Origin of the sequence: Streptomyces sp. NPDC091376, assembly GCF_044757085.1 — a bacterium.
Lineage (GTDB): Bacteria > Actinomycetota > Actinomycetes > Streptomycetales > Streptomycetaceae > Streptomyces > Streptomyces pratisoli.
Genome location: NZ_JBIVUF010000017.1, coordinates 28426 through 50403 on the forward strand (window position 1 = coordinate 28426; position 21978 = coordinate 50403).

Genomic DNA, 21978 nt, shown 5'->3' on the forward strand with positions numbered 1-21978 from the left:
GCGCCCGCCCCCCCCCCCCGGGCCCCCCCCCGGGCCCCCCCCCCGCCCCCCCCCCCCCCCCCCCCCCCCGCGCCCCCCCCCCCCCGACGCCGGGGCGTCTGCCGTCTGTGGCCTGAGGCCTCGGACGGTGTTCCCCGGGGCTCGTCCGGGGCCTTCCGGGCGTTGCTTATATGTGTAATGCGTCTTATGTGGTGATATGGGGCCAAGCTGAACTGGACCCCGGGAGGCACTCCATGCACGGAGCCACTCACCTCACCCGGTCCGCGTGCGTGTGCGCGGTCGCCGTCGTCCTCGCGGCCACCGGCTGCGGTGGCGGAGGAGGCGCCGCCGGTGGCCCCGACGGGATCGTGACGTCCTCCTGGGGCGACCCGCAGAATCCGCTGGAGCCGGCGAACACCAACGAGGTCCAGGGCGGCAAGGTCCTCGACATGATCTTCCGGGGCCTCAAGCGCTACGACCCGAGGACCGGCGAGGCCGAGGACATGCTCGCCGAGCGGATCGAGACCGGCGACTCCACCAACTTCACCGTCACGATCAAGAACGGCTGGACCTTCTCCAACGGCGAGCCGGTCACCGCGAAGTCCTTCGTCGACGCCTGGAACTACGGCGCCCACCTCGAGAACAACCAGCGCAACGCCTACTTCTTCGGCTACATCGACGGCTACGCCGACGTCCACCCCGAGTCCGGGCGGCCCACGGCCCGGACCATGTCCGGCCTCAAGGTCACGGGCGAGCGCACCTTCACGGTCAAGCTGACGCAGAAGTTCTCCACCTGGCCCGAGACCCTCGGCTACGCCGCGTTCTCGCCGCTGCCCAGCACCTTCTTCTCCGACCACGCCGCCTGGCTGGCCAAGCCCGTCGGGAACGGCCCGTACGCGGTCGACTCGTACGCCAGAGGCTCGCGGATGTCCCTGCGCCGCTGGGACGGCTATCCGGGGGACGACAAGGCGCGCAACGGCGGTGTCGACCTGACGGTCTACACCGACAACAACACCGCCTACACCGACCTGACGGCCGGCAATCTGGACCTCGTCGACGACGTTCCCGCGGCTCAGCTCAGGAACGTCACGGCCGATCTCGGCGACCGGTACATCAACACCCCGGCCGGCATCATCCAGACCCTGGCCTTCCCCTACTACGACCCGGCCTGGAACAAGCCCGGCCAGGAGAAGGTCCGCAAGGGCCTGTCCAAGGCGATCAACCGGCAGCAGATCACCGACACCATCTTCCAGAAGACCCGTACCCCCGCCAAGGACTGGACCTCCCCGGTCCTCGGTCCGGACGGCGGCTACGACGACGGGCTCTGCGGCGAGGCCTGTACGTACGACCCCGCAGCGGCGAAGAAGCTGGTCGCCGAGGGCGGCGGCATCCCGGGTGGCCAGGTCAGGATCGCGTACAACGCCGACAGCGGCTCCCACAAGGAGTGGGTCGACGCGGTCTGCAACTCCATCAACAACGCGCTCGGCAACGACAAGGCCTGCGTCGGCAACCCCGTCGGCACCTTCGCCGACTACCGCAACCAGATCACCGCGTCCAAGATGACCGGCCCCTTCCGGGCCGGCTGGCAGATGGACTACCCCCTCATCCAGAACTTCCTCCAGCCGCTCTACTACACCAACGCCTCGTCCAACGACGGCAAGTGGAACAACGAGGAGTTCGACCGGCTCATCGACCAGGCCAACGCGGAGACCGACCCGGCCAGGGCGATCGACACCTTCAAACGCGCCGAGGGGGTCGTACGGGACCAGATGGCGGCGATCCCGCTCTGGTACCAGAACGGCAGCGCCGGTTACTCGGACCGGATCGCCAACGTCTCACTGAACCAGTTCAGCGTCCCCGTCTACGAAGAGATCACGGTCAACTGACGCCCGCGGCCGCGTACCGGCCCCACGCCCCCAGGAGCCCTCCATGGGACGTTATGTGATCCGGCGTCTGCTCCAGATGATCCCGGTCTTCATCGGCGCCACGCTGCTGATCTTCCTCATGGTGAACGTCATGGGCGATCCCATCGCGGGGCTGTGCGGCCAGCGCGAATGCGACCCGGCCACCGCCGCCCAGCTGCGCAAGGAGTTCGGCCTCGACAAGCCCGTCTGGCAGCAATACCTGACCTACATGGGCAACCTCTTCACCGGGGACTTCGGCACGGCCTTCAACGGACAGCCGGTCACCGAGCTGATGGCCGACGCCTTCCCGGTCACCATCCGGCTCACCCTGGTCGCGATCTTCTTCGAGGTCGTCATCGGCATCACCCTGGGCGTCCTCACCGGTCTGCGGCGCGGCCGGCCGGTCGACACCGGCGTACTCCTGCTCACCCTGGTCGTCATCGCCGTACCGACGTTCGTCACCGGCCTGCTGCTCCAGCTGCTCCTCGGCGTGGAATGGGGCTGGATCAGGCCGTCCGTCTCCTCCGAGGCGCCGCTGGAGGAGCTGATCGTGCCCGGACTCGTCCTCGCCGCCGTCTCCCTCGCCTACGTCACCCGGCTGACGAGGACGTCGATCGCCGAGAACAGGCGCGCCGACTACGTCCGCACGGCGATCGCCAAGGGACTGCCGCGCCGCCGTGTCATCACCCGCCATCTGCTGCGCAACTCACTGATCCCGGTGGTCACCTTCATCGGCGCGGACATCGGCGCCCTGATGGGCGGTGCCATCGTCACCGAGCGGATCTTCAACATCCATGGCGTCGGCTACCAGCTCTACCAGGGCATCCTCCGCCAGAACACCCAGACCGTCGTCGGCTTCGTGACCGTGCTGGTCCTGGTGTTCCTGCTGGTGAACCTGCTCGTCGACCTGCTGTACGCCGTACTCGACCCGAGGATCCGCTATGCCTGAGCCGAGTCACGACGACGGGCGGGCCATCGCACCGACCGGTGCCGGCGGCGCCATGGACCTCGCCACCAGCGAGGCCGAGACCCTGGAGAAGGTGCCCGGCGGACCGCTCGGCACCGGCCCGGCCGGCAAACCGCGCAGCCTCTGGTCCGACGCCTGGCACGATCTTCGCCGCAACCCGGTCTTCATCGTCGCGGCGCTGGTCATCCTCTTCCTGGTGATCATCTCGATCTGGCCCTCCCTGATCACCTCCGGCAATCCGCTCGACTGCGACCTCGCCAAGGCCCAGCAGGGCTCCCAGCCGGGCCATCCCTTCGGCTTCGACGGCCAGGGCTGCGACGTCTACACCCGCACTGTCTACGGCGCCCGCACGTCGGTGACCGTCGGCGTCTGCGCCACCCTCGGAGTGGCGCTCCTCGGCTCCGTACTCGGCGGGCTCGCCGGGTTCTTCGGCGGCGCCTCCGACGCCCTGCTGTCCCGGCTCACCGACGTCTTCTTCGCCATCCCCGTCGTCCTCGGCGGACTGGTGCTGCTGTCCGTCGTCACCAGCAACACCGTCTGGCCGGTGATCGGCTTCATGGTGCTGCTGGGCTGGCCGCAGATCTCCCGCATCGCCCGCGGTTCGGTGATCACCGCCAAGCAGAACGACTACGTCCAGGCCGCCCGAGCCCTCGGCGCGTCCTCCTCGCGGCTGCTGCTGAGGCACATCACGCCGAACGCCGTCGCACCGGTGATCGTCGTGGCCACCATCGCGCTCGGTACGTACATCTCGCTGGAGGCGACCCTCTCCTACCTCGGGGTCGGGCTGCGGCCGCCGACGGTGTCCTGGGGCATCGACATCTCCGCCGCGTCCCCCTACATCCGCAACGCCCCGCACATGCTGCTCTGGCCGGCCGGGGCGCTCGCCGTCACCGTGCTCGCCTTCATCATGCTCGGCGACGCGGTGCGCGACGCCCTCGACCCCAAGCTGCGCTGAGGAGCCACCGCATGCATCCCGAGACGCTGCTCGAAGTGCGCGACCTGCACGTGGAGTTCCGTACGCGCGACGGCGTCGCCAAGGCCGTCGACGGCGTCTCGTACTCCGTCGCCGCGGGCGAGACGCTTGCCGTGCTGGGCGAGTCCGGTTCCGGGAAGTCCGTCACCGCGCAGGCCGTCATGGGCATCCTCGACGTCCCACCCGGCCGGATCACCGGCGGCGAGATCCTCTTCCGCGGCCAGGACCTGCTGACACTCAAGGAGGAGGAACGCCGGAAGGTCCGCGGTGCCGAAATGGCCATGATCTTCCAGGACGCACTGTCCTCGCTCAACCCGGTGCTGACCGTCGGCGACCAGCTCGGCGAGATGTTCGTCGTGCACCGCGGCATGTCGATGAAGGACTCCCGGGCGAAGGCCGTCGAGCTGATGGACCGGGTCCGCATCCCCGCCGCGAAGGAGCGGGTCGGCCAGTACCCGCACCAGTTCAGCGGAGGCATGCGCCAGCGGATCATGATCGCCATGGCGCTGGCCCTGGAGCCGGACCTGATCATCGCCGACGAGCCCACGACCGCGCTGGACGTGACGGTCCAGGCGCAGGTGATGGATCTGCTCGCCGAGCTGCGGCGCGAACTCGGCATGGGGCTCGTCCTCATCACGCACGACCTCGGTGTCGTCGCGGACGTCGCCGACAGGATCGCCGTGATGTACGCGGGCCGGATCGTCGAGACCGCTCCCGTCCACGACATCTACAAGGCGCCCGCCCATCCGTACACCCGCGGCCTGCTCGACTCGATTCCCCGCCTGGACCAGAAGGGGCAGGAGCTGTACGCCATCCGCGGCCTGCCTCCCAACCTGATGGCCGTTCCGCCGGGCTGCTCCTTCCACCCCCGCTGCCCGATGGCCCAGGACGTGTGCACGACCGACGAGCCGGAGGTGTTCCCCGTGAACCGCGACCGGGGGAGCGCCTGCTTCTTCTGGAGGGAGTGCCTCAGTGGCTGAGCCGAACGCGCCCACCGCGCCCATCATCGAGGTGCGCGACCTGCACAAGCACTACCCGCTTACCCAGGGCGTCCTGTTCCGGAAGCAGGTGGGCGCGGTCAAGGCCGTCGACGGCGTCGACCTCGACCTCTTCCCCGGAGAGACCCTCGGCATCGTCGGCGAGTCCGGCTGCGGCAAGTCCACCCTCGCCCGGATGCTGGTGAACCTGGAGCGGCCGACGCGCGGGACGATCCGCTACAAGGGCGAGGACATCACGAAGCTGTCCGGGCGCGCGCTGCGGGCCGTACGCCGCAACATCCAGATGGTGTTCCAGGACCCGTACACCTCGCTGAACCCCCGGATGACGGTCGGCGACATCATCGGGGAGCCGTACGAGATCCACCCCGAGGCGGCACCGAAGGGCGAGCGGCGACGCCGGGTGCAGGAGCTGCTGGAGGTCGTCGGGCTCGACCCCGAGTACGTCAACCGCTATCCGCACCAGTTCTCCGGCGGCCAGCGCCAGCGCATCGGCATCGCGCGCGGCCTGGCGCTGCGGCCGGAGGTCATCGTCGCGGACGAACCGGTCTCCGCGCTCGACGTGTCCGTGCAGGCGCAGGTCGTCAATCTGCTCGACCGGCTGCAGAGCGAGTTCCGCCTCAGCTACGTGTTCATCGCGCACGATCTGTCGATCGTGCGGCACATCTCGGACCGGGTGGGCGTGATGTACCTCGGGCGGATCGTGGAGATCGGCGGCGACGCCGAGATCTACGACCATCCGACGCATCCGTACACCCAGGCCCTGCTGTCGGCGGTGCCGGTGCCCGACCCCGGGGCCCGCGCCCACCGGGAGCGCATCGTCCTGTCCGGGGACGTTCCCTCACCGACCGGCATTCCCTCGGGCTGTCGCTTCCGCACCCGCTGCTGGAAGGCGCGGGAACGGTGTGCGCTGGAGGTGCCGGAACTGGCGGTGCCGGCGGAGTTCCGGCTCGCACAGGGGCCGGCCAAGCACGACTCCGCGTGTCACTTCGCGGAGGAGAAGCACGTGGTGCCGGCCCCCGGGGCGGAGGGCTGAGCGGGGCTCCGCCCCGGAGTCCGCCCAGCCGCCCCGGACCGCGGATCAGCCCTGCGCCTGCGCACCCTCGCGAGTGAGGAACGCCAGCCGGGCCTTCTTCTCCGGGAGGAACACCTCGGGGAGGTCGATCTCCGGAAGCACGATCTCCGGACCCAGCTCGAAGCCCGTGCGCGCCAGCCGTTCGATCGCCTTCTCGTTGCGGATGTCCGGCTCGGCGACGACCCTGCGCACCTGCGGGTCCTCCAGCACGTAGTGGACGAGGACCGAGAGCATGGTGGCGGTGAACCCGGGCCGCGGCGCGCCCTTCGGGGGGCCCATCATCAGGTGGACGCCCATGTCGCCCGGCTCGACGTCGTAGCACTCGCTGACGCGGTCGGCCTCCGGCTCGTACGTCTGGAAGAGCATCGCGGGCTCGTCCTCGACGCGGATGAGGAAGGCGTGGTGCGTGGTCAGCGAGTCCAGGTGCTCGTAGATCTCCAGCACCTCGGCGCGGCTCGTCTCGGCCATGCCCCAGAAGCGCGCCCGCTCCTCGGTGACCCAGGCGTGGACGACGTCCACGTCCCGCTGCGGGTCCAGGCGGTCGACCCGTACGGTGCCCAGTCCTTCGACGGTCTCCTCGTACAGGGCCTCGGGTCTGACGGCGGGCTCAGTGGTCATGGTTCTCCTCGGTGCGGTGCTCGGGCGTGAGCTGGTCGAAGTCGGTGACGACGGGGACGAAATCGCCGCGCAGCCACCGGGGCAGCTGATCGCGGTGGTGAGGGTCGCCGGGGATGCCCCGGGCGCCCAGCGGGACCACCCAGAGGCTGTCCTCGCGCCGGGCGAGGTCCCAGACGTAGCGGGCGGCGGGACCGCGGGCGCTGTGGTCGGTGACGCCGGGGACGCTCGACGTGGCCAGCACGCAGTCGTGGTCGCCGGACAGTCCCGGCCATTCCTCGCCGGCCGTGCCGGGCAGTGCCTGCCAGGGCGCGAGCCGGTGCAGCTCGCCCCAGGTGTCCGTGTGGTCGCCGGCCGCCGCGACCTCGTCGACGGCGGCGCGGACCACGCCGGCGCGGTCGATGCCCGGCAGTTGACCGGTCGTCAGCAGGGTCTCCAGGGCGTACGCGACCTTCACCGGTGGGTACAGCCAGGGCACGAACACCTCGGGATACCCGAACGGTTCGGTGAGCACGGCCAGTTCCGGGTGGGCCACGAGCCGCCGTACGACGGCGGAGCGCACGGCCGCGTACAGGGCGGCGTCCGTGCTGTCGGCCTCCATCCGCCGGTCCCATGCCAGCAACCGGTCCCGCAGGGCCGAGGCCTCGGGGGACAGGGCGGGAAGTGCGGCGACCAGCTCCAGCAGGGGAGCCGCGGACGCCAGATGGGTGTCGGTGTGGACGGCCGCCATCGCGGGCGCCGTCCAGCTCTTCGACTCCCGCAGCAGGCCGGCGATCCGGTCGGCCCGGTGCGGCGGTGCGAACTCCACGCCGAGGGGGGTGGCGATCCCGCGGGCGTTCGCCATGACGGCGATGTCCTCGACGTCGGCGCGGGGCGTGTCGTGCCAGCCCTGCCACTCGTGGCCGTGCTCCCACGCGGGCACCACCCGCAGCCGGTTGTCCTCGTGCCGCACGGGTACGCGTCCGGCGACCCGGTGCAGCAGCCCGCCCTCGGTGTCCGCGGCGTGGACCACGTTGACCGGCTCGGCCCAGGCGTCGAAGGCCCGGTCCACGTCGGCGACGGTGCGGGCCCGCAGCAGAGCCGGGATCGCGTCGAACCCGAGACGGGCGGTGACGCGGGGCGGGTAGCGGAGGCTGATGGGCTCCGCCACCGAGGCGGCTCCGTCGGCCGCGAGGCCGCCGATGATCACCGGCCCGCGGTCCGTCTCGATCACCTCGATCTCGACCGGCTCGCCACCCGCCACCTCGATCGTCTCGCGGTGGTGCGTGGCCGGGCGCCAGCCGTCGGGACCCTGGGCCTCAACCCCGGTGGCGGAGCGTCTGAGCCGTTCCCGGTACAGGTCCTGGTAGTCGGACATGGCGTTGGTGATCGCCCAGGCCACGGAGCCGGTGTGGCCGAAGTGGGCGAGTCCGGGGACGCCGGGGACGGCGAGGCCGACGACGTCGACGTCCGGGCAGACCAGATGGATCTGCTGGTAGATGCCGGGGGCCTCGATGAAGCGGTGCGGGTCGCCGGCGATCAGGGGCGCGCCCGTGGCCGTACGGTCACCGGTGACCAGCCAGCCGTTGCTGCCCGAGGTGCCGGGGCCGTCCGTGGCGAAGAGCGTGGTCGCCTCGTCGCCGAGCCGTCGTGCGACCTCCTCGCGCCACAGCTTGGTCGGGAAGCCGGCGAACAGGATGTGGGCGGATATCCAGATGCCCAGCGGCACCCAGGGCTCCCAGTGGCCGGGCGCGAGCCCGGTCGCCGCGAACTCCGGCGTACTGTCCGCCCCTTCCGGGAGCCCGGCGTTGACCCCGTCCACGTAGGCGCGCACCCAGGCCGCCGTGTCCGCGTCCAGCGCCTCGAAGCAGCGACGTGCCGTGTCCGCGAGCCGGGACTGCCGGGCGAACCGGTCCCAGACCACGGCGTCCGCGCCCAGGAAGGCCGCGGTCGTGCCCTGCACGCGGTGCCGTTCGACCTCGATCTGCCAGGCCCGGTCGGTGGCGGCGTTCCGCCCCTGCGCGAAGGCCAGTTCCAGGCCGTCGGCCGCGCGCAGATGCGGGATGCCCCAGGCATCCCGGTAGACCTCGGTCGTCACACTGTCCCCGCTCTCCTGCTCGATCTGCCTTTAGGTTAGGCTGACCTAACCTTACTGGGCGCATGGGGAGGAGACAGCGGTGGGGCATGGCTGGGAGGGCGTGGTCCTCAAGCTGATGCGGGGCAAGGACTTCGCATTCACGGTGACCGGGGCGGAGCAGGTCACCGAGCGGTACCGCCGACTGCACCTCACCGACGGAGGCATGCTCGGCGCCACCGGAGTGCATCCCACGATGTGGGTGCGGCTCTGGTTCGACAACGCGGGCAAGCCCCATCAGCGCGCCTACACGCTGGTCGATCCCGACCCCGCGGCAGGCACCTTCAGCCTGGAGTTCGCGCTGCACGACGGCTGCGCCAGCGACTGGGCCCGGAACGCCAAGGCCGGCGACACCATAGAGGCGACGGTCCAGGGCACCGGCTTCTCCGTGCCGGACCCGCTGCCGTCCCGGCTGTTCGTCGTCGGCGACCCCGCCTCGCTGCCCGCGGTCAACTCCCTGCTCGACGCGATGCCCGGGGTCCCCGCCACCATCTGGTTCGAGACCCCGCACGGCACGGACGCCGAACTGCCCGTACGGGCCGACAGCGCGCACCACGAGCTGCGCCAGGTGCCGCGGAGCGACGACGGTGCCGGTCTCGTCGAGGAGGTGCGGGCCGCGCTGCCCGGGCTGCTCGGCGACGACCGGGAAGGCGCGTTCGTCTGGATCGCCTGCGACACGGCGACGACGCGGTCCCTCACGTCGTACGTCCGCAAGGAGCTGGCCCTCCCCAAGGAGCGGATCAGCGCCCTCGGCTACTGGCGTCCGGAACCCGTCAAAGCATGACAAGGGCTCATCAAGTTCGTTAACAGCCAGGCAACTCGGCCGAATCGGCACCGATATACGAACACGCCACCCTGAATCGCGTACGGCCGTGCGGGTGCCGTAGACCGGCCGGAGCACGCCATGTGGCTCCGGCCGGTCGCTCGTGGCCGTGCGGCCACCCGTTCGGCGGTGCGTCTGTTGCCCGCTCCGTGCGGGGCCCGTCTGATGGCAATGGGTACGCCGATCGGGTGTGCCGCCACACGGCCGGCCGCGACGGAGGTTCCGCCGATGCAGGGAATCACGAAGCGCCGGTGTCGCCGTGGCTCCCTGTGCGTCGCCGGAGCCCTGCTGATCTCCTCGGTCGCGGTGGGCGGGCCGGTCGCGGCCGCGCCGTCCCGTGGGGGCGCGCCCGCGGGCGACGGGGGCATCGTGCTGGAGTGGCGGCCCTGCAAGGGCAAGGCGCAGCGGGGATTCGAGTGCGCGACGGCGAACGTCCCGCTCGACCACACGCGTCCACGGTGGCGGACCATCGAGCTGGCGGTGATCAGGGCCCGGGCCACCGCCCCCGCACGGCGTGCCGGATCGTTGTTCTTCAATCCCGGCGGGCCCGGCGGGGCGGGGACCGTGGGGCTGCCCGGGCAGTACGCGAAGTTCCCCCGGGAGCTGCGCGAGCGGTTCGACATCGTCAGCTGGGACCCGCGCGGCATCGGGGAGAGCACCTCCGTGCGGTGTTTCGGCAGCGCGAAGGAGGCCGCCTCGTGGATCAAGGGCGTTCCCCCGTTCCCGGTCGGGGCCGACGAGCGCGGAGCCTTCGTCGCGGCGTACGCCGATCTCGCCCGCCGCTGCGGACAGCGCGACCCGGAGCTGCTGCGCCACATCTCGACCGCCGACACCGCACGCGACCTCGACGGGCTGCGTCAGGCGGTCGGCGAGCGGCGGCTCAGGTACTGGGGCGTCTCCTACGGCACCTTCCTGGGGGCGACCTACGCGAACCTGTTCCCGCACCGCGTCGGCCGTCTGGTCGTGGACGGGAACGTCGATCCGCGGGCCTGGGCGAAGGGCGCCGGGCCGAGGGGGACGGGACCGGGACCGGAGCTGAGCACGTTCCTGCGCCTGGACTCGGACCTGGGTTCGGCCGACGTCCTTGGGCAGTTCCTGGATCTGTGCGGCCGCGCCCCGGTGAGCGGCTGTGCGTTCTCCGCGGGGAGCCCGGAGGCGACCCGGGCCAAGTTCAGCGAGCTGCTGGGGCGGCTGTCGGAGCGGCCCGCGGGGAAGTGGACGTACGCGCGGGCCGTCAGCGAGGTACGGGCCGGGCTGTACACGGTCCACCCGGGCTGGACCGACACGGCGAGGACCCTGCAGACGCTGTGGGAGGGGCGCGCGCCGCGCGAGTCCTCGCCGTCGGCAAAGGTCCCGCGGTACCCCGGCTTCGAGCAGGTCTACGGCGTGATGTGCGCGGAGAGCGCCAACCCGCGGGACCCGGAACGCTATTCCGCGCTGGACGGGCTGAGTGCCGGGCGGGCGGGTGACCTCGGCCACTGGTGGGCCTGGGCCAACGAGCCCTGCGCGAGCTGGCCGGCCGAGGCCGCCGGACGTTACGCCGGCCCGTGGGACCGCCCCACCGCCCACCCCGTTCTCGTGGTCAACCCGACGTACGACCCGGCCACGCCCTACCAGGGCGGCGAGGCCATGGCCCGGGAGCTGGACGACGCCCGGCTGCTGACCCTCGACGGGTACGGACACACCGCCCTGGACAATCCGAGCAGTTGCGTGGGACAGCACGTGGTCCGCTACGTCCTCAGCGGGGCGCTGCCCCCGGTCGGCGCCAGGTGCGAGCAGGACACCCCGCCGTTCGCCACGAGGACGCCGGCCGGGGACGGCGGGGCGGTTCCCGCCGGTCCGTCCGTGACCTCGCTAGTCGACCCCGAGGGACCTCCTCAGGAACTCCACCTGGAGCAGGAGGTGGTTCTCCGCGATCTGTTCCTGGGGCGTCATATGTGTCACGCCCGTGAGGGGCAGCAGCTCATGAGGGCGGCCCGCCGCGAGCAGTGCCGATGAGAGCCGCAGGCTGTGTGCCACCACCACATTGTCGTCGGCCATGCCGTGGACGATCATCAACGGCCTGACGGGCTCTGCCGGATCGGTCAGTCCGTCCTCCGTCACCAGCGAGTTCGCCGCGTAGACCTCGGGCTGCTCCTCGGGGCCGCCGAGATAGCGCTCGGTGTAGTGGGTGTCGTACAGCCGCCAGTCGGTGACCGGGGCGCCCGCGACGGCCGCGTGGAAGACATCGGGCCGGCGGAGCACCGCGAGCGCGGCCAGATAGCCGCCGTACGACCAGCCGCGGATGCCCACCCGGCCGAGATCCAGCGGGAACCGGCCGGCCAGCGCGTGCAGCGCCTCGATCTGGTCGTCGAGGGTGACCAGCAGATCATCCTTGATCGCCTTCTCCCAGCCGGGGGAGCGGCCGGGAGAGCCGCGCCCGTCCGCGACGAGCACCGCGAAACCCTGGTCGGCGAGCCACTGGGAGGTGAGATGCGGATGGTGCGCGGCGAGCGTGCGCTGTCCGTGCGGTCCCGCATAGGGATCCAGCAGCACGGGAAGCGGACCGTCCGACTCCTGATAGTCGGACGGGAGCAGCACGGCGCACGGGATCCGCCGTGCGCCCCCTTCGACGAGCTGTACGCGGGCCGTGATCACCGGTTCCTCCGCGTACGAGGCGATGGTGGTCACCGGCTTCCCCTCCCGCAGCACCTGAACCGCCGTGCCGCTCACCACGCCCGGCCGCGCGGACGCGAGCACCGTCACTGCCCCCGAGCGCACCGCGGAATGCACCCCCGCACCCTCGGAGACCCGCTGCACCCCCAGCTCGTTCACCCGGTACACATGGATCTCGCCGATCTCCGGCTCGGCCGCGTCCTCGCCGGCCGACGCCGAGACCAGAACGTCCGACCCGCCGATGTCCAGCACCGCCCGCACATGCAACTGCGGCCCCGTGAGCGGCCGGTCGCCCACGGCCAGCACCCGCGCCCCGCCCTCGTCGGCGATCCGCACCAGCCGTCCGTCCGGGGCCCACGCGGGCACCCCGTCCAGCAGCTCGATCCACGCAGGGTCCTCGTCGACATGCACCGTGCGGGTGACGCCGCTCTCCGTGTCCACGGCGAGATGAAGCGCCGTGCGCTGGTCCCGCGTCTGGACGAGCAGCAGCGGAGCCCCGGCCGTCGACCAGTGCACCCGGGCCAGGTACGGGTATCGCTCCCGGTCCCAGACGACCTCGGTGCGCGCCCCGTCCAGCCCCATCAGCAGGAGCCGCACCTCCGCGTTCGCCGACCCGGCCGACGGATACCCGATCCGCGCCGGCTCCCGGTCCGGATGCGCCGGGTCCGAGATCCACCAGCGCCGTACAGCAGCCCCGTCCACCCGCGCCACCAGCAGCCGGTCCGAGTCGGGGGACCACCAGAAACCGCGCGATCGCCCCATCTCCTCGGCCGCGATGAACTCCGCCATGCCGTACGTCGTGTGCTCGTCCTCCGGCTCGGCCAGCGCCCGGTCGCCCTCGCCGTCCGCACCGGTCACCCGCAGCCCGCCGCCCGCCGCATACGCGACAAGACGACCGTCCGGCGACGGCCGCGGATCGATCACCGGCCCGGCGGCGGGCAGTTCACGCGCCGTCCCGGCCCGCAGCTCCGCCGTGAACAGCCGTCCGGAGAGCGCGAAGGCCGCCAACTCCGCCTCGCGGTCCACGGCGTACCCGACGATGCCCGCGGATCCCTCACGGCTGCGCTCACGCCGCGCCAGCTCCTGCGCCGACAACTCCTCGGCCGCGCCGCCGAGCAGCGCCTCCGGATCGGCCGCCAGCCGCTCGCGCACCTCCCCCTCCAGGTCGAGCACCCAGAGCCGGTGAGATCGCTCCGTCCCCGAAGGAGACCTCAGGAACACCACCCGGGAACCGTCCGGGGACACCGTGAACGCGCGCGGTGCGCCCAGAGTGAAGCGCTGCGTCCTGGCGTACTGGCGAGGGAAGGAGGGCTGCTGCTTCAAGGTCATGCGACCGAACCTAGCCGAGTGGGCCGGACCTTTTCCCTGCCTCGGACCCACGGGGCGGAAGGTGTGCGCCCCCATGTGCTGCCGTGCACCGATCGATGCGGCGGAACGGATAGTTATGATCCGTAGCGCTAGGTGGGTAGGAACCTTCCGGCACTTGCTGCTGTCCGTTCCCGACCGAATATCTGTGGAGGTGAACCGCCGTGGCACTCTCGATTTCGGCGGTGGTGCTGCTGGCGATCGTCGTCTTCCTGCTGGTCAGGAAATCCGGCCTGAAGGCCGGACATGCGGCGGTTTGCATGCTCCTCGGGTTCTATCTCGCCAGCTCCTCCATCGCACCCACGATCAGCCAGCTGACCACGAACGTGGCGGGCATGATCGGCGGGCTCAAGTTCTAGCCCGGGCCTCGTAGGCTGGGAGCCATGACGGATCTCCCAGCCCGTCGTCTGCTCCTGGTGCACGCGCACCCCGACGACGAGTCGATCAACAACGGCGCCACCATGGCCCGGTACGCCGCGGAGGGTGCCCGCGTCACCCTGGTCACCTGCACGCTCGGCGAGGAGGGCGAGGTCATCCCGCCCGAGCTCGCGCACCTGGCCCCCGACAAGGAGGACGGCCTCGGCGCACACCGGATCGGCGAACTGGCCGCCGCGATGAAGGAACTGGGTGTCGCCGACCACCGCTTCCTCGGCGGCCCGGGACGCTTCCGCGACTCCGGGATGATGGGCGTTCCCCAGAACCGCCGGCCGGGCGCGTTCTGGAACACGCCCGTGGACGAGGCCGCGCCGTATCTCGTCGAGGTGATCCGCAGCGTCCGGCCGCAGGTGCTGATCACCTATGACCCGCAGGGGGGTTATGGGCATCCCGACCACATCCAGGCGCACCGCGTCGCCATGCGCGCGGCCGACCTCGCCGCCGAGCCCGCCTTCCGGCGTGATCTCGGCTCCCCGCACACCATCGCCAAGATCTACTGGAACCGGGTGCCGCGCTCGGTCGCCGAAGCGGGCTTCGCCCGGCTGCGTGCCGCGAACGTCGAGTTCCCCGGCGTCGCGAACATCGACGACATTCCCGGCGTAGTGGACGACGCCGAGATCACCGCCGAGATCGACGGCACCGCGTACACCGCGCACAAGGCCGCGGCGATGCGCGCGCACGCCACACAGATCGCGGTCGACGGACCGTTCTTCGCGCTCTCCAACGATCTCGGACAGCCGCTGTTCACCACCGAGTACTACCAGTTGGTGCGCGGACTCCCCGGCGTGCCGGCCGGGGAGCGCGAGCACGACCTGTTCGCAGGTACGGTCCACGGTACGGGCGGCGCTGACGGTCCGGCCGGTACGACGACGCAGGAGGCAGTGTGATGAGCCAGTCCGGAGCCTTGGCAGCGAGGCCGTCGAAGCCGGGACGCATCGCCGCGTACGTCGGATTCGCCGTCCTCGGCCTGGTCGTCGGAGCCGCGGGATCGCTCGTCCAAGCCGCCTGGTTCCCGGCCGGGTTGCTGCTGGCGCTGCTCGGTACGGCCGGACTCTTCTACGGCGGACTGCGCACGACCGGCACCCAGCTGGGCGTCGTCGCGCCCGCCGCGGGCTGGATCGTCTCGGTGCTGCTCCTCAGCGCGGGACGGCCGGAGGGCGACGGCGTCTTCGCCGGCGGCCTCGGTGAGATCGTCTTCCTGCTGGGGGGAACGGTGCTGGCTGTGATGTGCGCCACGATTTCGCGATTGCCGCAACCCGGCGCGCCCTCAGGCTGACTTGATAAGTGACGTGTCCCATCTGAGGCCGAATTGCCCACGCCCGCAGGGGCGGCCGCGGAACGTCGCTTCCCGCAGTCGCCGGATAGAAATCGGCGACGGCCAGTATGGTGGTGCGCGCCGCCGAGCCGCCCGCAGCAACAGGAACCAGTAGGAACGGGCGGCGGAGCCAACCGGGAGAACCTGCTTTGAGCCGTGAAACTGACAGTTCGTCCTCCGGCCCCCAGGGGCGTGGCGGAGCTGCGTACCCTTCGGGGACACCGCCGTACGGATCACGCCAGTATCCGTCGCTGCACCCCACGCAGGACGCTCCGGAGGAGAGAACAGAGCCTGCGTCCACGCGACAGCCTGACGAACCCAGGACCGAGACGACGCTGACGACCCGGATCCGGATCAACATCCCGGGTTCGCGGCCGATTCCGCCCGTCGTCATGCGGACGCCGATGAGCGACCTGGACAAGAAGAACGCCGCGGCGGCGCGTGAGAGCGCGGCGGAGCGCACGGGCAGCACGCCGCGCCCGCCCGCGCCCGCGCAACCCACTGCCGCCACCGCGGACGCCGGGCGCGACGCGGGTCAGGCCGAGGCGGCGGAGAAGCCGGCCGAGGAGAAGACCAGCGACTGGTTCGCACCCCGCAAGGCGCCCACACCGGCCCCGACGCCTCCGCCGGCCTCCGTTCCGGCCCAGTCGACGGGTTCCGGCCCGCGGCCCAACCCGGGGCCGAACGCGAATCCGGCGTCGCGTCCCGAGGACACGGGCGCGCACAGGATGCCCGGCGCGTCCGGCGCGCGGCCCCGGAGCGGTCTCGACGACCTCGGGTCGAACGCCGACGCCGCCGGCCGTGGCGCGCCCACGCCCGGGCTCAGGCCGCCGGGTACCGGTCCCACAGGTCCCACGACGGGGCCGGCCACCGGCAGCTCGCCGTTCGCTCAGGGCGGTCCGGCCGGTGGTGTACCCGGTGGCGGCGTTCCCGGTGGTGGGGTGCCGCGGATGAGCGACGACACCGCCGTACTCACCCCGCAGAAGCCCGCTCCCGAACACGGCCCGGGCGGCCCTGGCGTTCCTCCTGGTCCGGGTGGCGGTGTTCCCGGTGGCAACGTCTCCGGCGACACGCTGACCAGTGGGATCCCGGTGGTTCCGCCGGATCACCGCTCGCCGTTCGCGCCCGGCGGCCCCGACGGCATGCCGTCGCCGTGGCCCTCCGATCCCAGCGGTCCTGGTGGGCCGGGTGGTCCCGGTGGCCCCGGCGGTCCCGGTGCCGACTTCTCGGCCATGGACTTCCCTGGCCCGGCCACCTCGGCGCGCACCACGCCCGGCCCTTCGCCGGTGCCGTCCTCGCCCGCGGCCTCGTCGTCCAGGCCCGCGAAGAAGGGCCGCTCCAAGCTGGTCCTCGTCGGCGCCGGCGCGTTCGGTGTCCTCGGCGTCGCGTACTGCACCGGGCTGCTGCTGAACCACTCCGACGTGCCCAAGGGCACGACGGTCCTCGGGGTCGACATCGGCGGCGGCACGAAGGAACAGGCCGTCGCCAAGCTGGAGGGGGCCCTCGGCAAGCGCGCCGCCTCCCCGCTCCAGCTCACCGTCGGCGGCACGAAGGCGCAGCTCCCACCGGACAAGGCGGGCCTCTCCCTGGACAGCCAGGCGACGGTCCGCGCCGCGGCCGGCAGTGACTACAACCCGGTCTCGGTGATCGGTTCGCTCTTCGGCGGCGAGCGCGTCGCCCAGCCGGTGATCCCGGTCGACGAGGAGAAGCTCGTCGTCGCCCTGGCCGACCTGGCGGGCACCTCCGGTTCGGCGACCGAGGGCACGATCAAGTTCGAGCCGGGCAAGGCCGTCCCCGTACCGGGCAAGTCGGGCCAGGCGCTGGACGTCCAGAAGTCGATGATCTCGGTGAAGGACGCCTACCGGGCCCAGGTCGAGACGGGCCGCGCCAACAACGTCGAACTGCCCGTCGCCACGCGCGAACCCACGATCACCCAGGCCGAGCTGCAGCGGGCGATGAAGGAGTTCGCCGAGCCCGCCATGTCCGGCCTGATCACGATCAAGGCGGGCGGCAAGGAGATCCAGTTCGGGCCGTCGAAGTCCCTGCCGAAGATCCTCTCGATGAAGGCGGTCGACGGGAAACTGGTCGAGGTCTACAACAAGCAGGCCATCACCGAGCTCCTGGAAGGCACCTTCGACGGCATCACGATCACCAAGGGCGACGGCAAGGAGCACCCGCTGAGCGCGGACGACGTCGCCTTCGTGATGCGCGACGCCCTTCGTGGCAAGACCCCTGCGGAACGAACCGGCACGATCGAGCTCGACCCCCAGGGCTGACACCCGCACCAGGCACCGACCGCACCACGCGATGCCCCCGCGCCGGACTTCCGGAGCGGGGGCATCGTGCTGCCTTCAGAGTCACGATCACGGGGACCGGCGCGGTGACGGCCTCCCTCGGGCCCTCCCCCGGTGCGCGAGCGCGTCGTGCGCGCCTCCCGGGCTCCTCAGTTGAGCATCGCCCGTGCCGCGTGCGCCTTCCGTCTGATCGCCGCCGCCGTGGCCGGTTCCACCGCCGAGACGACGTCGGCATACGCGTCCATCTCCGCCGCCCCGGAGAGGAAGTCGCCCCGCTGGACGAGGAGCTGGGCGCGGTCGAAGCGGAGACGGGCGGGATGGGCGGGGAGGAGGAGGGCCAGGTCGATGGCCCAAAGGGCGACCGCGGTGTGTTCCGGGCGGGCCGCGGACCAGGCACGGATGTTGTTGAGGATGCGCAGGACGATCTCCAGCGGGTTCGCCGGGACCAGCATCGAGGGGTCGAGCGGGGCGCCCGTCGCGCCCGCGACGAGGAGCTCCGCGTCGGGCCCGGTCAGCAGCCGGCCGCCCGCGAAGGGATCCGCCAGCACCGGGCTCTCGGGGTCGCCGAAACCGACGACGAAATGGCCGGGGAGGGCGACGCCGTACACCGGGGCGCCGGCACGGCGGGCGACCTCCATCCACACGACGGACAGGAGGATGGGCAGGCCGCGCCGCCGCCTCAGCACCTCGTGGAGCAGGGAGGACTCCAGCCGTTGGTAGCAGCCGGGGGTGCCGTGGAAACCGCAGCGATCGCCGAGCAGCGAGGCCATGGCCGCCACCCAGTTGTGGGGTCCGGCCATTCCGTACGGCAGCATGCCCGCCAGCCGGTCCAGCTCGATCTGCGCGGCGTCGAGTCCCGCCTCGCCCAGCCCCGGGTCCGCCTCCGCGCCCACCAGAAGGCACAGCGTCGCGAGGTCGGGCCGCTCGGAGCGGGCCTCCTCGGCGAAGCGGCGCCGCCAGTGCGTGGCCTCGGGGTGTGGCGGGTGCATATGCGTCTCGTACCCGCTCAGGAAGATCGGGAGTATCGGAAATGGTGGTAGAGGTGATGGACGGCGAAACCCATCCCGTCGTACAGCGCCACGGCCCCGCCGTTGTCCGTCTCGACCTGCAGCCAGGCCGCCGAGGCCCCCTCGTCCAGCGCCCGCCGCGCGAGCGCCGCCATCACGGCCGTCGCCAGTCCCTGTCTGCGGTACGCGGGGTCCACCTCCACCGCCATGAACCCGGCCCAGCGTCCGTCGACCACACAGCGGCCGATCGCCGCGGGAACGTCCGACTCGCCCGGCACGGTGGCGAACCACACCGAAGGGCCGCTGGACAGGACCTTGAGCACATGTGGGCCCGGCACAGTGGACCGCTGGTAACGCCGGAGCCAGGACCCGTCGACCGACCGGTCCAGCCGCACCCGCTCCATGTCCGCGTCCAGGTCGCCGATTGCCGCGAGCCCGGCGACACGCAGCTCCGCCGTCACCTCGCGCTCCCAGCCGTGCTCCTCCAGCCCGGCGCAGAGCGCCTCCTGGGTGCCCTCCGCCCCGGTCGCGGTCTGGACGTACGCCGGCAGTCCCCGGTCCGCGTACCAGGACCGGGCCCGTATCAGTGCCTCGTCCAGCGGCATCCCCGGATCCCCGAGCGGCAGCACCGAGTTCGCCCGCCGCGTGAAGCCGGACGCCGCCCGCAGCACCCAGTCGCCGAGCGGAGCGCTCTCCACCGGCTGCCAGGACCGGGCCGACACCCGGGCCAGCTCCTCGAAGGAGGCTGCCGGGAGGCCTCGCCTACGGGCCGGGGCGGTGGGGACGACCTTGCCCGCGACCAGCGATGATTCCGGAATGCGGACGGTCTCGCCGGTCCTGCGTGTGATCAGCAGCACACCCTCGTCCCATGATGTGAGAACCCCGACCGCGTCGGTGAACTTCCCCGCTTCGGACCCCGCCTCGGCGCGCCGCCGCACGGAGACACGTTTTCCCACGTCAGAGGGGGTGATGCGGACCTCCAGTCGTCCGCCTGCAGTGAATTCCACAGCTCAGTCCTCCCCTCCTGTTCGGATCATCCCCAGGAACGGAGATACTAGGTGCGGGCATCGACGACGCCGCGCTCCCGCGCAGCCCCGCGGCGAGCCGCAGACCGGACGCCGCGCCCTACCGAGGAGGAACGACAGCGTGACCTACGTCATCGCGCAGCCTTGTGTCGACGTCAAGGACAAGGCGTGCATCGAGGAGTGCCCCGTCGACTGCATCTACGAGGGCTCACGGTCCTTGTACATCCACCCGGACGAATGCGTCGACTGTGGTGCTTGTGAGCCGGTCTGCCCGGTCGAGGCGATCTTCTACGAGGACGACACTCCCGAGGAGTGGAAGGACTACTACAAGGCGAACGTCGAGTTCTTCGACGAGCTCGGTTCGCCCGGTGGCGCCTCCAAGCTGGGTCTGATCGAGCGGGACCACCCCTTCATCGCCGCACTGCCGCCGCAGAACGGCTGACAGCGCGACTCGGTCCCGTACGGTGCGTCCGCCGTACGGGGCCGTGGCGTTTGTGCCGGTCCGCCCGGCAGGCCCGGCAGGCGCCCGCAGCGCGCCGCCGTACGAACGAGAGAGTGAGCACCCGTGTCCGCCGTATCGTCACGTCTCCCCGTCTTCCCCTGGGACAAGCTGGAGCCGTACAAAGCGACCGCCGCGGCCCACCCGGACGGCATCGTCGACCTCTCCGTCGGCACGCCCGTCGACCCGGTCCCGGCCCTGATCCAGCAGGCGCTCGTCGCGGCCGCGGACTCGCCGGGCTATCCGACGGTGTGGGGGACGGCCGCGCTGCGGGACGCGCTGGTGTCGTGGTGCGAGCGCCGGCTCGGCGCGGTGTCGTTCGCCCACACCAATGTGCTGCCGGTGATGGGGTCCAAGGAACTGGTGGCCTGGCTGCCGACCCAGCTCGGCCTGGGGGCCGGTGACCAGGTGGCCTACCCCCGGCTGGCCTATCCGACGTACGAGGTCGGCGCGCGGCTCTGCGGAGCGACGCCGGTCGTCTACGACGACCCGGTCACCGACCTCGACCCCGCCGGTCTGAAGCTGCTCTGGCTGAACTCGCCCTCCAACCCCACCGGCCGGGTCCTCGCCAAGGACGAGCTGATCCGGATCGTCTCCTGGGCGCGCGAGCACGGTGTGCTGGTCTTCAGCGACGAGTGCTACCTGGAGCTGGGCTGGGAGGCCGAGCCGGTCTCCGTGCTGCACCCGGACGTCTGCGGCGGCACGTACGACGGTCTGGTCTCCGTCCACTCGCTGTCCAAGCGCTCCAACCTGGCGGGATACCGGGCCGCCTTCATCGCGGGCGACGCTGCCGTGCTCGGCGAGCTGCTGCAGGTCCGCAAGCACGGCGGGATGATGACGCCCGCCCCGGTGCAGGCGGCCACGGTCGCCGCGCTCGGCGACGACGCGCACGTCACGGAGCAGCGCGCCCGGTACGCGGCCCGGCGCGACGCGCTGCGCGAGGCGCTGCTGAAGCACGGCTTCCGGATCGAGCACAGCGAGGCGAGCCTCTATCTGTGGGCGACCCGCGACGAGCCGTGCTGGGACACGGTGGGGCACCTGGCGGAGCTGGGCATCCTGGTGGCGCCGGGTGACTTCTACGGGGAGGCGGGGGAGCGGTTCGTGCGCGTCGCCTTCACGGCGACGGACGAGCGGGTCGAGGCGGCGGTCAAGCGCCTCGGCTGAGGCCGGACGGACGCGAACCGCACGGAGGCGACGGCCGCACGGGAGACGAGACCGGACGGAGGCCGCGGCCGCACCGGAGACGAGCCGCAGGGAAGCGGAGACCATACGGAAGGGGCCCTCGGGAGTTCGTGCTCCCGAGGGCCCCTTCCGTGTGCCGTGGACCGGCGGATCAGACGAGCAGATCCTGCACCGGCAGAGTGCCGGTGGGCAGTTCACCGGTGGGCAGTTCGCCGGTGGGCAGCAGGGCGCCCGCGTCCGGGATGCCGCCGCCGGTCAGCCCCTCGGCCGCGGGCAGGCCGTGGGTGGCCGTGGTGGTCGTGGTCCCACCCAGGAGGCCGGCTGCGTCTGCCGCGGCCTCCCCGGCCGTCTCCTGCGCGGTGGGCAGGCCCGTCCTGGTCACGTCGCTCAGGGTCGTGGCGGCGGCCGGGAACGCCGTGCCGACCACCTTGCCACCGGCCTCGTTCGCCGTGCCGACGGCCGTGCGCGCGGCACCGTCGACGGCGGAGCCGGCCACGTCGCCGTCGAGCTGGGTCAGGCCGCCGTTGCCCAGGTCCTGGGTGGGAAGGTCCACGGCGTTCGCGGAGCCGGCCGCACCGACCACGGGAGCTGCGCCGGCTGCGACGAGCAGCGCGACACGGGCGATCCGACGGGTCAGGGGGAGGGACATGATGCTCCTTCGACGAGATTGCGTTGGGTGGTGACTGTGGTGAATGTCCGGCGTCCGGACGCAGTGACAACCCCTTGTGGGCCCGGGAAGGTTGCGGTGGGGCAAGGT

18 protein-coding genes and 1 pseudogene are annotated in these 21978 nt (G+C 71.7%); 13 read left to right on the plus strand and 6 right to left on the minus strand.

Annotation, left to right across the window (positions count from 1 at the left end; all coding sequences use genetic code 11):
* Positions 1–233: 233 nt before the first annotated feature.
* The 5 genes from ACIQMR_RS29975 to ACIQMR_RS29995 are packed head-to-tail and all read left to right on the plus strand — an operon-like array spanning position 234 to position 5854.
* Positions 234–1865: an ABC transporter substrate-binding protein gene (locus ACIQMR_RS29975; RefSeq protein WP_401393740.1), complete on the plus strand. Its 1632-nt coding sequence runs from the start codon at positions 234–236 to the stop codon at positions 1863–1865.
* Between the two features lie 43 nt (positions 1866–1908).
* Positions 1909–2832: an ABC transporter permease gene (locus ACIQMR_RS29980; protein WP_401393742.1), complete on the plus strand. Its 924-nt coding sequence runs from the start codon at positions 1909–1911 to the stop codon at positions 2830–2832.
* Entirely contained in the window at positions 2825–3805 is a 981-nt protein-coding gene (locus tag ACIQMR_RS29985) for an ABC transporter permease (protein WP_401393745.1), read from the plus strand. The genes ACIQMR_RS29980 and ACIQMR_RS29985 overlap by 8 nt, the downstream gene beginning before the upstream one ends.
* A gap of 11 nt (positions 3806–3816) precedes the next feature.
* Positions 3817–4803 (plus strand): ABC transporter ATP-binding protein, encoded by a 987-nt coding sequence (locus ACIQMR_RS29990; protein ID WP_401393748.1) that lies wholly within the window; start codon positions 3817–3819, stop codon positions 4801–4803.
* A complete protein-coding gene (locus ACIQMR_RS29995) occupies positions 4796–5854 on the plus strand; it encodes an ABC transporter ATP-binding protein (protein WP_401393751.1) in 1059 nt (352 codons plus the stop codon). Before ACIQMR_RS29990 ends, ACIQMR_RS29995 begins: the two co-directional genes overlap by 8 nt.
* Positions 5855–5899: 45 nt before the next feature.
* Here ACIQMR_RS29995 and ACIQMR_RS30000 read toward each other — a convergent pair whose 3' ends face one another.
* Entirely contained in the window at positions 5900–6511 is a 612-nt protein-coding gene (locus ACIQMR_RS30000) for a GNAT family N-acetyltransferase (RefSeq protein WP_401393754.1), read from the minus strand.
* Positions 6501–8585: a penicillin acylase family protein gene (locus ACIQMR_RS30005; protein WP_401393756.1), complete on the minus strand. Its 2085-nt coding sequence runs from the start codon at positions 8583–8585 to the stop codon at positions 6501–6503. Before ACIQMR_RS30005 ends, ACIQMR_RS30000 begins: the two co-directional genes overlap by 11 nt.
* Before the next feature lie 79 nt (positions 8586–8664).
* Here ACIQMR_RS30005 and ACIQMR_RS30010 point away from each other — a divergent pair, with 79 nt between their 5' ends.
* Together ACIQMR_RS30010 and ACIQMR_RS30015 are read left to right on the plus strand one after the other, a co-directional pair.
* Positions 8665–9405, plus strand: a complete 741-nt coding sequence (locus ACIQMR_RS30010; RefSeq protein WP_401393759.1) for a siderophore-interacting protein — start codon at positions 8665–8667, stop codon at positions 9403–9405.
* 267 nt (positions 9406–9672) lie between these two features.
* Positions 9673–11205, plus strand: a pseudogene (locus ACIQMR_RS30015) (alpha/beta hydrolase); the annotation flags it as partial.
* A 93-nt stretch (positions 11206–11298) separates the two neighbouring features.
* Here ACIQMR_RS30015 and ACIQMR_RS30020 read toward each other — a convergent pair.
* Positions 11299–13428, minus strand: coding sequence for a prolyl oligopeptidase family serine peptidase (locus ACIQMR_RS30020; protein WP_401393762.1), 2130 nt, complete (start codon positions 13426–13428; stop codon positions 11299–11301).
* A 200-nt stretch (positions 13429–13628) separates the two neighbouring features.
* On the opposite strand from ACIQMR_RS30020, the gene ACIQMR_RS30025 reads away from it, so the two are divergent.
* The 4 genes from ACIQMR_RS30025 (at position 13629) to ACIQMR_RS30040 (ending at position 17490) form a co-directional block, all read left to right on the plus strand.
* Entirely contained in the window at positions 13629–13823 is a 195-nt protein-coding gene (locus tag ACIQMR_RS30025; RefSeq protein WP_266382581.1) for a hypothetical protein, read from the plus strand.
* A gap of 24 nt (positions 13824–13847) precedes the next feature.
* Positions 13848–14786 carry an N-acetyl-1-D-myo-inositol-2-amino-2-deoxy-alpha-D-glucopyranoside deacetylase gene (gene mshB, locus ACIQMR_RS30030; protein WP_401393766.1) on the plus strand — a complete coding sequence of 313 codons (939 nt, stop codon included), beginning with the start codon at positions 13848–13850 and terminating at the stop codon, positions 14784–14786.
* Positions 14786–15175, plus strand: coding sequence for a DUF6113 family protein (locus ACIQMR_RS30035; RefSeq protein WP_401393769.1), 390 nt, complete (start codon positions 14786–14788; stop codon positions 15173–15175). Before mshB ends, ACIQMR_RS30035 begins: the two co-directional genes overlap by 1 nt.
* Positions 15176–15618: 443 nt before the next feature.
* On the plus strand, positions 15619–17490 hold the full coding sequence (locus ACIQMR_RS30040) for a hypothetical protein (protein WP_401393772.1): 1872 nt from the start codon (positions 15619–15621) through the stop codon (positions 17488–17490).
* Positions 17491–17657: 167 nt separating this feature from the next.
* Here ACIQMR_RS30040 and ACIQMR_RS30045 read toward each other — a convergent pair whose 3' ends face one another.
* On the minus strand, positions 17658–18497 hold the full coding sequence (locus ACIQMR_RS30045; RefSeq protein WP_401393775.1) for a tetratricopeptide repeat protein: 840 nt from the start codon (positions 18495–18497) through the stop codon (positions 17658–17660).
* 17 nt (positions 18498–18514) lie between these two features.
* A complete protein-coding gene (locus ACIQMR_RS30050) occupies positions 18515–19522 on the minus strand; it encodes a GNAT family N-acetyltransferase (protein WP_401393778.1) in 1008 nt (335 codons plus the stop codon).
* Between the two features lie 139 nt (positions 19523–19661).
* On the opposite strand from ACIQMR_RS30050, the gene fdxA reads away from it, so the two are divergent.
* On the plus strand, positions 19662–19982 hold the full coding sequence (gene fdxA, locus ACIQMR_RS30055; RefSeq protein WP_003985062.1) for a ferredoxin: 321 nt from the start codon (positions 19662–19664) through the stop codon (positions 19980–19982).
* Positions 19983–20105: 123 nt separating this feature from the next.
* Complete coding sequence (gene dapC, locus ACIQMR_RS30060; protein ID WP_401393782.1) at positions 20106–21203, plus strand: succinyldiaminopimelate transaminase; 1098 nt, start codon at positions 20106–20108, stop codon at positions 21201–21203.
* Between the two features lie 169 nt (positions 21204–21372).
* Here dapC and ACIQMR_RS30065 read toward each other — a convergent pair whose 3' ends face one another.
* Positions 21373–21870, minus strand: coding sequence for an ATP-binding protein (locus ACIQMR_RS30065; RefSeq protein ID WP_401393785.1), 498 nt, complete (start codon positions 21868–21870; stop codon positions 21373–21375).
* Positions 21871–21978: the final 108 nt, after the last annotated feature.

Coding starts and splice junctions, on each gene's coding strand:
- mshB (WP_401393766.1), top strand. CDS start 13,848: ATGACGGATCTCCCAGCCCGTCGTCTGCTCCTGGTGCACGCGCACCCC.
- ACIQMR_RS29985 (WP_401393745.1), top strand. CDS start 2,825: ATGCCTGAGCCGAGTCACGACGACGGGCGGGCCATCGCACCGACCGGT.
- ACIQMR_RS29975 (WP_401393740.1), top strand. CDS start 234: ATGCACGGAGCCACTCACCTCACCCGGTCCGCGTGCGTGTGCGCGGTC.
- ACIQMR_RS30040 (WP_401393772.1), top strand. CDS start 15,619: ATGAGCGACCTGGACAAGAAGAACGCCGCGGCGGCGCGTGAGAGCGCG.
- ACIQMR_RS30020 (WP_401393762.1), bottom strand. CDS start 13,428: ATGACCTTGAAGCAGCAGCCCTCCTTCCCTCGCCAGTACGCCAGGACG.
- ACIQMR_RS29980 (WP_401393742.1), top strand. CDS start 1,909: ATGGGACGTTATGTGATCCGGCGTCTGCTCCAGATGATCCCGGTCTTC.
- ACIQMR_RS29990 (WP_401393748.1), top strand. CDS start 3,817: ATGCATCCCGAGACGCTGCTCGAAGTGCGCGACCTGCACGTGGAGTTC.
- ACIQMR_RS30065 (WP_401393785.1), bottom strand. CDS start 21,870: ATGTCCCTCCCCCTGACCCGTCGGATCGCCCGTGTCGCGCTGCTCGTC.
- ACIQMR_RS30000 (WP_401393754.1), bottom strand. CDS start 6,511: ATGACCACTGAGCCCGCCGTCAGACCCGAGGCCCTGTACGAGGAGACC.
- ACIQMR_RS30045 (WP_401393775.1), bottom strand. CDS start 18,497: ATGCACCCGCCACACCCCGAGGCCACGCACTGGCGGCGCCGCTTCGCC.
- ACIQMR_RS30035 (WP_401393769.1), top strand. CDS start 14,786: ATGAGCCAGTCCGGAGCCTTGGCAGCGAGGCCGTCGAAGCCGGGACGC.